Genomic DNA, 12,792 nt, shown 5'->3' on the forward strand with positions numbered 1-12,792 from the left:
AAAGACTACATAGGTTTTATTAGTACCCACATAGTCTTTGTATTTAAGTGTTTAACTTATATTTGGCAACTTACTCTCTATTATATTTTTAACCTTTTTAGGCAATCCATCTAATTCTTCCTTTGACAAGTCTTTTGTCTCTATCATTGGATGTACATATAACTCTACATCAGCTGGTTTAATTTTATTTCCGTTCTGCTCCATTAATTTATAAGAACCGCTTATTGTAACTGGCACGATTGCAACCTTTGCCTTAGTAGCTAATTTAAAACTTCCTGCTTTAAAGTCTCCTAACTTATCTCCTTTACTTCTAGTTCCTTCTGGAAATATTACTAAAGAGTGTCCTGATTTTAATATATTAACACCTTGAACTATTGCTTCTGCTGATTTTCTTATATTACTTCTATCCATAAATACGCAATCTATAAATTCCATCCAAGTGTGTACAAGTGGCCATGATTTCATTTCTGCCTTTGCTATGTATCCTTTCGGCTTTTTTATATAACTTAAAAATAATGCTATATCAAAGTTACTTTGATGATTACCTATAAATAATACAGGTACATCTTTAGGTATATTCTCTTCACCATATATCTTTACTCTTGCTCCACTTAATTTCATTTGAGATAAGGCCCATCTTCTAGTAGTTTTTTCAATATACTCAATTTCTTCTGGATTTTTTCCATCCTTTATCATTTTTTTAACCATAAACATCTCTGGGGTTTTTAGTAACAAGCTTACTGCAAAATGAGTATACCAAGCTATTGTTCTTAACATAAATATTCCTCCATACTTAGTGTATTATATCTATTATACATTTTTTGCGCATAAAGAAAAAGCTATTGGATTAACCAATAGCCTTTTTAATAAAATATTACATTGCTTCTTCGTCAAAATTACCATCTTTAAATTGGCTGTTATAAAGATCTGCATAAAAACCATTTTGTTCTAATAATTGTTTATGATTTCCTTGTTCTATAACAGTTCCTTGATTCATAACAAGTATCAAATCTGCATCCTTAATTGTAGATAATCTATGAGCTATTACGAAGCTTGTTCTTCCTTCCATAAGCTTATTCATAGCTTTTTGGATATAAACTTCTGTTCTTGTATCTACGCTACTTGTTGCTTCATCAAGTATTAATATTGATGGATCTGCTAATATTGCTCTAGCAATTGTTAATAATTGTTTTTGTCCTTGAGATATATTTGAAGCTTCTTCATTTAACACTGTATCATAACCCTCTGTAAGAGTTCTTATGAAGTGATCTGCATGGGCTGCTTTAGCTGCTTCTATTACTTCTTCATCAGTAGCACCCTTTCTTCCATAAGCTATATTTTCTTTTATAGTTCCTTGGAAGGACCAAGTATCTTGAAGTACCATACCAAATATATTTCTTAAATTTTCACGTCTTAAATCTCTTAGGTCTACTCCATCAACAGTTATCTTACCACCATTTATTTCATAGAATCTCATAAGAAGATTTACTAATGTAGTTTTACCTGCTCCAGTAGGTCCTACTATAGCTATGGTTTGACCCTTCTTAACATCAATATTCATATTTTCTATAAGCTTAGAATCTTCTTTGTAGCTAAAGTCAACATTTTCGAATTTAACTTCACCTTTTACATTATCTAAAGTAACTGCATCTTTTGAATCTGGTATTTCTTCAACTTCATCTAAAACTTCAAATACACGTTCTGCTGCTGCAACTGTAGATTGAATTATATTAGCTATATTTGCAGTTTGGTTTATAGGTTGAGAGAACTGTCTCATGTATTGTATGAAAGCTTGAATATCTCCTACGCTTATTGAACCTTTAGTAGCTAAATATCCACCTGTTACTGATACTGCAACATAACCAATGTTATTAACAAAACCCATCAAAGGCATTATTAACCCAGATATAAATTGAGCTTTCCAACCTGATTTATATAAATCTTCATTTACATCATTAAATTTCTTTAGAGATGCTTTTTCTCTTCCGAATGCTTTAACTATATTATGTCCTGAATACATTTCTTCTATATGACCATTTAACTCGCCTAAATGCTTTTGTTGAGCTGCAAAATATTTTTGAGATTTTCCTAATATAGGTCTTATAACAAAAATACTCACTGGAAGCACAACTATAGCTATAAGTGTCATTTTCCAACTTATTGAGAGCATCATACCAAGTATACCTACTATAGTAACTATAGATGTTATAAGTTGAGTTAATGATTGTTGAAGTGTTGCCGCTACAGTATCTAAGTCATTTGTAAAACGGCTTAATACGTCTCCCTTTGTTCTAGCATCAAAATATTTTAAAGGTAATCTTTCTAACTTATTATTTAAATCATTTCTCATATCATAAACAGTATTTTGAGCTACTCCTGACATTATCCAACCTTGGATAAATGTAAATACTGAACTTATAGCATAAAAGAGGATAAGTAATAATAATATATTTCTAACATACTCAAAGTCTATTTCTGGTTTATAACTTCCAAATACAGCTTTTATTGTATCTACATCTCCAGATTGCATAGCGGTATTAATTTTTGAGATATCCTCATCTGAAAGATATTTTTCTAATATTTCTTGAACCTTTTCTGACTGTTCTTTTGCTTCAGGAGTTTGCTGAGCTTCTAAAGCCTTCTTCATTTGTTCTGCTGCTTGTGCTTGTATTTGAGGAGCTAATTTAGGATTAGCTTTTATCTGCTCTTCAATTTGCTTCTTTTGAGCATCCATTTGCTCCTTCATAGTAGTTACTGCTTCAGTAACCCCTTTACTCACTGCGCTATATTCATATTTTGCTACTATACCTTCAAATAATCTTGTAGTAGCCTTTCCCATTATCTTAGGACTAACTATAGAAAATATTGTAGCTAATATTGCTACTAAAAATACTGATATTATATGAACGGCTCTTGGTTTTAAATATCCTATTAATCTCCTTAAGGTTCCTTTAAAGTCCTTTGCTTTTTCCCCTGACATTACCACTCCGCCCATTGGGCCTCCACCCATTGGACCACCGCCTCTTTTTGGCGCATTGTTTTTCATTTCACTCATGATATCTCCTCCTCTGAAAGTTGTGAAGATACAATCTCACGATATATTTCACAGTTATTTAGAAGCTCTTTATGAGTTCCCATTCCTGCAATCTCACCTTGTTCTAATACTATTATTCTATCTGCATCCATTACTGTACTTACTCTTTGGGCAACTATTATTACTGTAGAGTCTCCTGTTTCTTTCTTAAGAGCAGCTCTTAACTTAGCATCTGTCTTTAAATCTAATGCTGAGAAACTATCATCAAAAACATATATTTCAGGTCTTCTAATCAAAGCTCTTGCTATAGCCAAACGTTGTTTTTGTCCACCTGATACATTATTACCACCTTGAGCAATAAAAGAATCAAACCCATCTTTCATATTAGTTACAAAATCCAATGCTTGAGCAACCTCAGCTGCATGTTTAACTTCCTCATCTGAAGCATCTTCTTTACCATATCTTATATTATCTGAAACACTTCCTGAAAATAATACTGCCTTTTGAGGAACTATTCCAATTTTATTTCTTAAATCTTCTTGAAGTATATCTTTTATATCTACACCATCTACTAATATACTTCCTTTTTCCACATCATAAAAACGTGGTATTAAATTAATAAGTGCTGATTTACCTGAACCAGTACTACCAATTATAGCTGTAGTTTCACCTGGTTTTGCATCAAACGAAATATTGCTAAGTACAGGTTCTTCTGCTCCTGGGTATCTAAAATATACATTTTTAAATTCTACATGCCCACGTTCAACTTTTTTATTATTAGGGTTCTTAGGGTCTAGTATTTCTGGCTTTAAATCTAAAACTTCATTTATTCTTACTGCCGATGCTGATGCTCTTGGTATTAATATAAACATCATGGCAACCATAATAACAGACATCATTATTTGCATAGCATATTGGATAAATGCCATCAAATCACCAACTGCCATTTCTCCTAAATCTATACGATTTGCTCCAAACCAAAGGATACCTATAGTCAGTAAGTTGAATACAAACATCATAAGTGGCATTAAAGTTGCTAATAATTTATTAACTTTAATAGCTGTGTCAGTTAAATCTTTATTTGCTGCTTTAAATCTATCTTTTTCAAAATCAGTTCTATTAAAAGCACGTATAACCCTTATTCCTGTTAATCCTTCTCTAACTACTAGATTTAGTTTATCAACTTTTGTTTGCATGCTTTTAAATAGTGGCATTCCTTTTACAGCTACAAATATCATCATACCTAAAACTAAAGGAATAGCTGCTGCAATAACTCTAGCTAGATACGTATCTTTAGAAAGAGCCATTATAAGCGCCCCAACAAACATTATAGGTGCCATAACTAATATTCTAAGTCCCATTACCATTACTGTTTGAACTTGTGTTATATCATTTGTTGTTCTTGTAATAAGAGAAGATGTTGGGATTTTGTTAAACTCATTAAGAGAAAATCCTTCTACATGAGTAAATACTTCTCTTCTAACATCTCTTGAAAATGCCATAGCAACTTTGGACGCAAACAATGCTGCTACAACTGAACATAATGTTCCTCCTAAAGCCACAAGTAGCATCTTTCCACCCGTTTGTAATATATAATCAATATCACTATTTACTATTCCAGTATCAACTATATCCGACATCAAATTGGGTAAATTTAATTCTGCCATAACTTGAAAATATATTAATACTAATATAACTACGACCGAAATCCAATACTTTTTCAAAAACCTAAATAATTTGATCATTCATTTCATCTCCATTCACATAGTCTTACATTAATCATTGCAGTTATCTAAATTTTTATTTGTAATTTCTTCTAAATTACTTTTCATCTGCATTAATAATCTTCTGAAAATTACTAGCTCATCTTCAGTAAAATTTTTAAAACATTCCTTTTTGATTCCATTATAATAACTTTTAAGCTCTAAGCTTAATTCCTTGCCAATTTCTGTTGTATAAACTCTCATAACTCTTTGATCTGCTTCATCAACTTTTCTTTTAATAAATCCTGCCTTTTCTAATTTCTTTATCATCCCTGTAACTGTAGCAGGTTTTATATTAAGAACTTTTGCAAGTTGATTCTGACTAATTCCTTCTTCATGCCCTATTACCCCTAGCAAATGAGCTTGACCAGGATGAAGACCTATCTTTTCCAACAATTGATGCGCTCTATGAAAGTTGAGTTTTATAACTTGATGAAAAATTCCATATAATGATTCTCCATAATTCTGTTCTATTTCTCTCACCTCCAATTAGTTAGGCAACTAAACTATTTATTATATTACCACCATAAATATTTTTAGTCAATATCTTTATAATTCCAATTTATTAATAAAACATTAATATCATTTCAGATTATATAAATAGGGTATTTACTTGCTTTATCCATATAATATTTATAGTTTGTTGTGTTTACATTAACTAATGTAAATATTTTCACATGGTTTTGTTCACAAAAATTTTAGTTAGCTACCTAATTAATTTTCACCCTGAAATTATATTCGTACTAATTGTTTATTGCTACAATAACAATTGATATTTACTATAATAATTCATAACCTAAGGTCAAGGTCAACAGTATATATCATATTTATAAACTGAATTTAAACTACTTAATAAACTTACTAGATAAATAAATAGTAAATGTACTTCCATTACCTAACTCACTTTGAACCTCTATTGAACCTTTGTGAACTTCAATAATTCTTTTTACTATTGAAAGACCTAATCCATTACCCCCAATTGATCTAGCTCTAGCTTTATCAGCTTTATAAAAACGTTCAAAAATGTGCAGTTGTTCTTCTTCATCAATACCTATTCCAGTATCTATTATCTTAAACTCAACTTTATCTTGAAGTTTGCTTAAATATATCTTTATTTGTCCATTTTCTTCTGTGAACTTTATACTATTATGAATTAAATTAGTCCATACTTGATTAAGCATTCCTTCATCTCCTATTATCTCTACTTCATCCATAAATATTTCAAATTTAATATTTTTTCTTTCCCAATGAGGTTCAAGAGACAATATGGTGCTTCTTATCTGCTTATCTAATCTATAGCTTTTAAGTTGAAGCTCAACTTGATCTGAATCTAAAGTAGCTAGTTTAAGCAAATTATCCCCAAGTTTAGATAATCTAGTACTTTCAGTTTCAATAATATTTAAGTAATGAACCCTCTCGTCTTCACTCAAATTATTATTTCTCAATACTTGAGCAAAGCCTTTTATGGAAGTTAGAGGCGATTGAATCTCGTGGGAAACATTAGAAACAAATTCTTGTCTCATTTTTTCCATTGTGCTCAATTCTAAAGCCATACTATTAACCCCTTTTACTAACGCCACAAATGGTTTAATTTTATCATGATCATACTCTAGCTTTACATTAAAATCTCCTTTTGACATTTGTTCCATTGCTTCTACTATAGATTTAAACATGTTGATTTGATACTCCCTATAGTTTTTGCTGCCAAAATTAATTGTTGAAAATATTGTTGTAACTAGAAAAAATATTCCTAAAAGGGAATTTATCATCTGAGTAATCAGTATATTAGGAGTTTTCCCTATAGTCTTATAAATAAAACTAGTTATAAAGAAAGCTAACATAATAAATGCACTTAATACAATTAATCCTAAGAGAACTCCAAAGATATTATGGATTTTACCTTTTCTAAATCTCATAATTTCACCTCTATCCTATATCCAAGCCCTCTAATTGTCTTTATCTTAAAGGAATATTTGTTTTCTGGAAATCTTTCTCTAAGCCTATTAACATGAACATCTAGAGTTCTTTCATTTCCTTCAAAATCATAACCCCATATATCTTCAATTAATTCATCCCTTGAAAAGGTTCTTCCTGGATAACTGCCAAGCTTAAACAAAAGTTCAAATTCTTTTAAAGGTAAGTTTAAATTTTCACCTCTATCTGTTACCTCATAAGTTTTGTGATTAATTGATAACTCTCCAACCTCTATTATTTCAGAAGCAGTTATAAGATATCTTTTAAGCAAAGCTTTTACTCTAGCTACTAATTCTAATGGTTCAAAAGGTTTAACCATATAGTCATCAGTTCCCAACTCAAAGCCCTTTACTTTCTGTGTTATATCACCTTTAGCTGTAAGCATAAGTATAGGGATATCATAGTATTTTCTAATTTCCTTACATAAATCCCAACCATCCATATTAGGCATCATTATATCAATAACCGCAATATTAACCTTTTCTTTTTGAATTTCTACAAGTGCCTCTACTCCATCAGAAGCCTCTAGTATATCAAATCCCTCATTTTTCAAAAGCACCTTTACTAGTTCTCTAATATATGGATCATCATCAACTATAAGTATTTTGCTCATATTGATTTCACCTCTCTTTATTTATTATAATTCTACACAACTTTTTTAAACTGAATTTAAATAAAAATAAGGTTATTTCCATCAATTGAAAACAACCTTATTTTTATTATTAAATTTTAAAATGTTTTACTGCTTCAATCATATCTCTAGCTGTTTCATGAAGCCTATCAGATAATCCTGATAAATCTACAATTGTAGCTGACTGTTCTTCTACTGATTGAGTGACCTCTTCTACAGAAGCTGACAATTCTTCTGATTCTAAACTTATATTCTGAACATTATTCATCACTTTATCTTTTATTGTATTAGTATTTTTTATTATCGTTGATACATTATTTATTTTAGGAATTACTACATTTATTTGATTAACGATAGTATCAAATGCAACAATTGTATTAGATATTATTTCTGACTGTTCTTCAAATTTATCTATAGATTTCATAGCTGTATCTGATACCATTTTTGAATTATTTGATATATTTTTTATAAGTTTTGCTATAATTTCTGAAGATTCTAATGTTTGTTCTGCTAATTTTTTCACTTCGTTTGCAACAACTGCAAAACCATTTCCGGCTTCATTTGCTCTTGATGCTTCAATTGCTGCGTTTAAAGAAAGTAGGTTTGTTTGCTTTGCAACATTATTTATGGTTTCACTTATTGAATTAATTTCAATTATGTTATCATCTAGAACCTTTATTCCACTTGACATTTCCTCAAAAGATTCTCGCATATCCTCCATGCTTTTTACTACATAATTAATTTTTTCTGTTCCATCGTCAGCCATAGACCTAATTGATGTACTTTCTTTCTCCATTGTATTAATTTCTAAACTAATTTCCTCTAAAGAATTAGCTAATTCTTTAAGCTTATTCATAGCTTCAGATAGATTATCATTTTGTACTGAAGTACTATCAGCTACGCTATTCATTGTACTGCTTATTTCTTCACTAGCACTAGCTACCCCTTCTGAAGATAATTTAAGTTCTTTTGAATATTCCTCTATATCCTTAGAAACCACCTTTATATCAGAAATCATTTTTCTCAAACTTCCATTTGTACTACTGATATTTAAACTTAAATCTTTAAGCTCATCTTTTGACCTTATATTTATTTCTTGGGTTAAATCTCCTAATGCCATTTCCTTTAAGTAATCTCGTATCTTTACTAAAGGTTTTGTTATACTTAAAGATATGATTACAGCTATACCTATAGATACTAAAAACACTATAATCGATATTATTGATATATCAACTATCTTTTCTTTTAGCCCTTGAAGCATTGCTTCATTATCCATCTTCACGATAACTAATCCAGATATATTAACCTTTGCACTTGCTGCTGCTACTCCATCAGTCCCACTTTCCTCTGAAGTTGTAGCAGATGATACTGCATCTGTTGCCCCTGCAAAACTTGTTGAAGAACCTGTTTTGTATAGAGGAACTGCCGAATAGTAATTTGCTTCTGAGTTTTCCTCTAATGAAAAACTTAATGCTTTATTATTTGAAATTAAATCTTTAGTATATTCATTATTAAATGATTGTCCCACTAATCCCTTATTAGTATTTGCAACATATACTAATTTATCATTAACTATTCCTACAGAATCAACTAATGGATATTGCTCAAGTAATTCTTTTATTTTCTCTTGTAATTTTTCAGTTTGCTCTATTCCTATAGGTGATACTACCTTTTCAATATGTTCTGCATAAGCATAACTTTTATCTAATGCTTCTTCCTTCATTTGCTTATAGGAATTGAAAATTTCAAGCCCTAAAAAAGCTATAAGGTTTATTAATATCACCGACAAAAAGCCTAAAATCATTTTTTTCTTTATGGAATTAAGACTAAATATACTACCTTGTTTACTACTGTTCACTCTAACCTCTCCCTGTATTTTAATTCAATTGAAATTCATTATCTCTATGCTTAGTTTAAAGAATAACAATCTCAAATTCTATTGTCAACATATATTTCCTATTATACCAAATTAATTTACTTCTTTCTTTACTTTTCCTCAACTAAGTTTTTTCTTTAATTTCACTATTGCAAATGTCAATTTATTATCTTATAATATTAACTAACAAATAGTAAGTCAATAATTTTTTATAAGGATGTGTTCCTATGAATCAAAGTATTTTTGTAGCCCACGGGGCTCCAACTCTAGTATTCGAAAATAATAAATATACTGAATATTTAAAGCAATATGCTAAAACTATAAATAAACCTAAAGCCATAATAATCTTCTCAGCTCACTGGGAATCAGATATACAATTAATAGGTGCAATGAAACCTTATGATATGATATATGATTTTTATGGATTCCCAAGAGAGTTATATGAGGTAAATTATCCAGCTAGTTCCGATTCAATCTTAGCCAAAAAAATTCAAAGTATCCTAAAGCAAAATAATATTAATAGTAAGTTAGATTTTTCTAGGGGTATTGATCACGGGGCTTGGTCAGTGTTAAAACTTATGTTCCCTGACATAGATATTCCTGTAATAACAATGTCTGTTAACCCAAATCTACCAAATAAGTCCCAATATGAAATAGGTAAAGCTCTATCTCCACTAAAAGATGAAGACATATTAATTATTGCTAGTGGTGGTATAGTTCACAATCTTGGAATGGTTGATTTCTATAAAGAAAATTCTATAGATTCTTGGGCTTTAGATTTCAATAATTGGATTAAGAAAGCTATAGAAGAATGGGATACTGATAAACTTTTTAAATATGAAAGTTTAGCTCCAAGTGCATCTTTAGCGGTTCCTAGAAATGAACATTTTATCCCTCTACTCATTGCTATGGGTGCAGGTGATCACTCTAAAGATGGTGAATCTTTGATAAGCACCTTCCAATATGGTAATTTAGCCTTAGATTTATTCAGATTTAGTTAATTATGAGGCCTCCTTTATGATAAAATATATTTAGAAAAAGGAGGCTATTTTATGAATAAAACTATTGGATTTATTGGGTGTGGAAATATGGCTCAAGCCATTATAGGAGGTATAATAACATCTAACTTTATTTCTAAAGAAAATGTTATTGCATCAAACCCATCTAAAAATAAACTTGATATTTGCCGTGATAAATACGGAATAGAAATCTATCCTGGGGATAATATATCAGTTGCTAAAAAGTCAGATATATTAGTTTTAGCTGTTAAACCACACTTTTATAGTGATGTAATTAAAGAAATTAAGGACTATATAAAAGAAGATGTTTTAATAGTAACCATAGCAGCTGGAGTAAGCATAGATTTCGTTGAGAAAAATTTCTTTTCAAACATAAAAGTAATTAGAACTATGCCAAATACGGCTGCACTTGTTAATGAAAGCATAACTTTATTATGTAAAAATTCAGCTGTTACCCATGATGAATTTGCCTTAATAACAGATATGTTTAATAGTATAGGTAAAACAGAGATTATTCCTGAAGCAATGATAGATAAAACTCTTGCTATAGGCGGCTCTTCTCCTGCACTTGTTTATATGTTTATTGAAGCTATGGCAGATGGAGCAGTTCTTCAAGGTGTTCCAAGAGAAAAAGCTTACAAAATAGCAGCTCAAGCAGTTTTAGGTTCAGCTAAAATGGTTTTAGAAACAAACCTTCATCCTGGAGTCTTAAAGGATATGGTATGTTCTCCTGGTGGAACAACAATAGAAGCCGTTTATACTCTTGAGAAAAATAATTTTAGAGGTTCTGTCATAGAAGCCGTAGATAGCTGCACTAAAAAAGCTATAAAAATGAATAGTCAAAATTCAAAATAAAAAAGGCAATTGCACCAGTAGTTTTTAGCTACTATTGCAGTTGCTTTTTTTGCTCAAATGTGCAAATGATTAAATGTTCAGATATGCAGATAAGCATTTGCACATTTAAATATATAAATATTTAAATATAAATTTACGAATTTATGTACTCACATAGGTTTTTACAAAACTCACTAGTTCTGAAAAATCGTAAAATACTTTAGGATACTTAATTCTTTCTTTATCTATTACAAAGACCTCTACCTCTTCTTTAAGTGCCGCCATTATCTTTTCTCTAGTTCCGCCTTCTTTTCCTGAGTCTTTCATCAATATTCCCTTGCAATTAAATTCCTTTAGACACGCTCTATTAAATTCTTCTGAGTGAGATCCTTTAAGGGCTATTATATCATCGGGGCTAACTCCAAGTTCTATCAGCTTTTTCATTACCTCTATAGATGGCAGTACTCTATGCATAAATCTATTTTTTAAGTTCATTTTAAGTATTTTTTCAACACTTTTACTTCCTGTGGTATTTAAAATATTTCCATCAAATACTTTTAGTTTTTCTTCCAATTCTTCAAAATTAGAAACTATATTAACCTTGGAATGTTCTTTAAATTCCTCTAATATACCTTTTCTTTCATATCTTAAATAAACAATATCTAATATACTACATACCTCTATTACATTTTTAGAAACTTCTACTGCGTAAGGATGTGATGCATCTATTAACAAATTAATATCTAAATCTTTAAACTTCTCTTCAAGTTCTTCTTTTTTTAAAGGTTTTGTATTAAGAATTTTATACTTATATTCTTTTAATAATTCTCCACCATAGCTAGTAGCTGTAGATACAAATATATCCTCAGTAAACTCGTTTAATCTCTTAAGTAATTCTCTTCCCTCTGAAGTTCCAACAATTATTCCAATCATTTCTTTTGCTCCAGTTTATAACCTCTAGGTGTAATAAAGAAACCATCTTTTATATAACTTTGAGAATTTCCTATTATAACTATACTCATCATATCTACATTTTCATCAGTAAACTCACCTATCGTTGTTAGATAAGCTTCTTGTCCATCCCTTAAAGCATTTTTAACTATCCCAATAGGTGTAGAATCATCTCTAAATTCTTTTATTATTTCTATAGCTTCTCTTAAATAGTCTGGTCTTCCTTTAGATTTAGGATTATATAAAGAAATAATAAAATCACCTTCTGCAGCCAATTTTATTCTCTTTTTAATAAGCTCATAATCCGTCATAAGGTCAGAAAGTGAAATGTTACAGTTATCATGCATAAGTGGCGCTCCAAGTACTGATCCCGCTGCTGAAGATGCTGTTATTCCTGGAATAACTTCTACATCATGATTATTTTCTTTAAGTTCTAATATAAGCCCAGCCATTCCATAAATCCCTGAATCTCCAGTACTTATAACTGCTACATCCTTATCCTCTGAAAGTTTCAAAGCCTCTATACATCTAGCTTCTTCACCTTTCATTCCATTTGAATATATTTCTTTATCCTTTATTAAGGGTTTTACCATATCTATGTATTTAACATATCCTACTATTACGTCAACCTTTTCCAAAACCTCTTTTGCTTTTATAGACATTTGATCTAATCCACCAGGTCCTATACCTATTACATATAATTTACCCAT

General features: G+C 30.2%; 11 protein-coding genes. 2 read left to right on the top strand and 9 right to left on the bottom strand.

The window, feature by feature from the left end; translation table 11 throughout:
* Positions 1-51: 51 nt before the first annotated feature.
* From P8F83_RS17275 to P8F83_RS17305, 7 genes are all read right to left on the bottom strand, one after another.
* The gene (locus P8F83_RS17275) at positions 52-777 is read right to left on the bottom strand and encodes a lysophospholipid acyltransferase family protein (protein WP_326512025.1); all 726 of its coding nucleotides are present in this window, start codon (positions 775-777) and stop codon (positions 52-54) included.
* Positions 778-874: 97 nt separating this feature from the next.
* Positions 875-3,055: an ABC transporter ATP-binding protein gene (locus P8F83_RS17280; protein WP_326512026.1), complete on the bottom strand. Its 2,181-nt coding sequence runs from the start codon at positions 3,053-3,055 to the stop codon at positions 875-877.
* Positions 3,052-4,779 (bottom strand): ABC transporter ATP-binding protein, encoded by a 1,728-nt coding sequence (locus P8F83_RS17285; protein WP_326512027.1) that lies wholly within the window; start codon positions 4,777-4,779, stop codon positions 3,052-3,054. Before P8F83_RS17285 ends, P8F83_RS17280 begins: the two co-directional genes overlap by 4 nt.
* 30 nt (positions 4,780-4,809) lie before the next feature.
* Positions 4,810-5,280 (bottom strand): MarR family winged helix-turn-helix transcriptional regulator, encoded by a 471-nt coding sequence (locus tag P8F83_RS17290; RefSeq protein WP_083553534.1) that lies wholly within the window; start codon positions 5,278-5,280, stop codon positions 4,810-4,812.
* Between the two features lie 362 nt (positions 5,281-5,642).
* Positions 5,643-6,713: a sensor histidine kinase gene (locus P8F83_RS17295; RefSeq protein WP_326512028.1), complete on the bottom strand. Its 1,071-nt coding sequence runs from the start codon at positions 6,711-6,713 to the stop codon at positions 5,643-5,645.
* Positions 6,710-7,384 (bottom strand): response regulator transcription factor, encoded by a 675-nt coding sequence (locus P8F83_RS17300; protein ID WP_326512029.1) that lies wholly within the window; start codon positions 7,382-7,384, stop codon positions 6,710-6,712. The genes P8F83_RS17295 and P8F83_RS17300 overlap by 4 nt, the downstream gene beginning before the upstream one ends.
* A 109-nt stretch (positions 7,385-7,493) precedes the next feature.
* Positions 7,494-9,260, bottom strand: coding sequence for a methyl-accepting chemotaxis protein (locus tag P8F83_RS17305; protein ID WP_326512030.1), 1,767 nt, complete (start codon positions 9,258-9,260; stop codon positions 7,494-7,496).
* Between the two features lie 245 nt (positions 9,261-9,505).
* Between P8F83_RS17305 and P8F83_RS17310 the strand changes: the two genes are divergently transcribed.
* Both P8F83_RS17310 and proC read left to right on the top strand, forming a co-directional pair.
* Positions 9,506-10,279 carry a DODA-type extradiol aromatic ring-opening family dioxygenase gene (locus P8F83_RS17310; RefSeq protein WP_326512031.1) on the top strand — a complete coding sequence of 258 codons (774 nt, stop codon included), beginning with the start codon at positions 9,506-9,508 and terminating at the stop codon, positions 10,277-10,279.
* Between the two features lie 51 nt (positions 10,280-10,330).
* On the top strand, positions 10,331-11,152 hold the full coding sequence (gene proC, locus P8F83_RS17315; RefSeq protein WP_326512032.1) for a pyrroline-5-carboxylate reductase: 822 nt from the start codon (positions 10,331-10,333) through the stop codon (positions 11,150-11,152).
* Positions 11,153-11,293: 141 nt separating this feature from the next.
* Here proC and P8F83_RS17320 read toward each other — a convergent pair whose 3' ends face one another.
* Entirely contained in the window at positions 11,294-12,064 is a 771-nt protein-coding gene (locus P8F83_RS17320) for a cobalt-precorrin-6A reductase (protein ID WP_326512033.1), read from the bottom strand.
* Entirely contained in the window at positions 12,061-12,792 is a 732-nt protein-coding gene (cobJ, locus tag P8F83_RS17325; RefSeq protein ID WP_326512034.1) for a precorrin-3B C(17)-methyltransferase, read from the bottom strand. The genes P8F83_RS17320 and cobJ overlap by 4 nt, the downstream gene beginning before the upstream one ends.

This window comes from Clostridium intestinale (genome assembly GCF_035905475.1).
In the GTDB taxonomy this organism is placed as follows: domain Bacteria; phylum Bacillota; class Clostridia; order Clostridiales; family Clostridiaceae; genus Clostridium_T; species Clostridium_T intestinale.

What these genes read in the sequence shown, in the direction of transcription:
- P8F83_RS17275 (WP_326512025.1), bottom strand. Translation starts at nt 777, where the DNA reads ATGTTAAGAACAATAGCTTGGTATACTCATTTTGCAGTAAGCTTGTTA.
- P8F83_RS17280 (WP_326512026.1), bottom strand. Translation starts at nt 3,055, where the DNA reads ATGAGTGAAATGAAAAACAATGCGCCAAAAAGAGGCGGTGGTCCAATG.
- P8F83_RS17285 (WP_326512027.1), bottom strand. Translation starts at nt 4,779, where the DNA reads ATGATCAAATTATTTAGGTTTTTGAAAAAGTATTGGATTTCGGTCGTA.
- P8F83_RS17295 (WP_326512028.1), bottom strand. Translation starts at nt 6,713, where the DNA reads ATGAGATTTAGAAAAGGTAAAATCCATAATATCTTTGGAGTTCTCTTA.
- P8F83_RS17300 (WP_326512029.1), bottom strand. Translation starts at nt 7,384, where the DNA reads ATGAGCAAAATACTTATAGTTGATGATGATCCATATATTAGAGAACTA.
- P8F83_RS17310 (WP_326512031.1), top strand. Translation starts at nt 9,506, where the DNA reads ATGAATCAAAGTATTTTTGTAGCCCACGGGGCTCCAACTCTAGTATTC.
- proC (WP_326512032.1), top strand. Translation starts at nt 10,331, where the DNA reads ATGAATAAAACTATTGGATTTATTGGGTGTGGAAATATGGCTCAAGCC.
- P8F83_RS17320 (WP_326512033.1), bottom strand. Translation starts at nt 12,064, where the DNA reads ATGATTGGAATAATTGTTGGAACTTCAGAGGGAAGAGAATTACTTAAG.
- cobJ (WP_326512034.1), bottom strand. Translation starts at nt 12,792, where the DNA reads ATGGGTAAATTATATGTAATAGGTATAGGACCTGGTGGATTAGATCAA.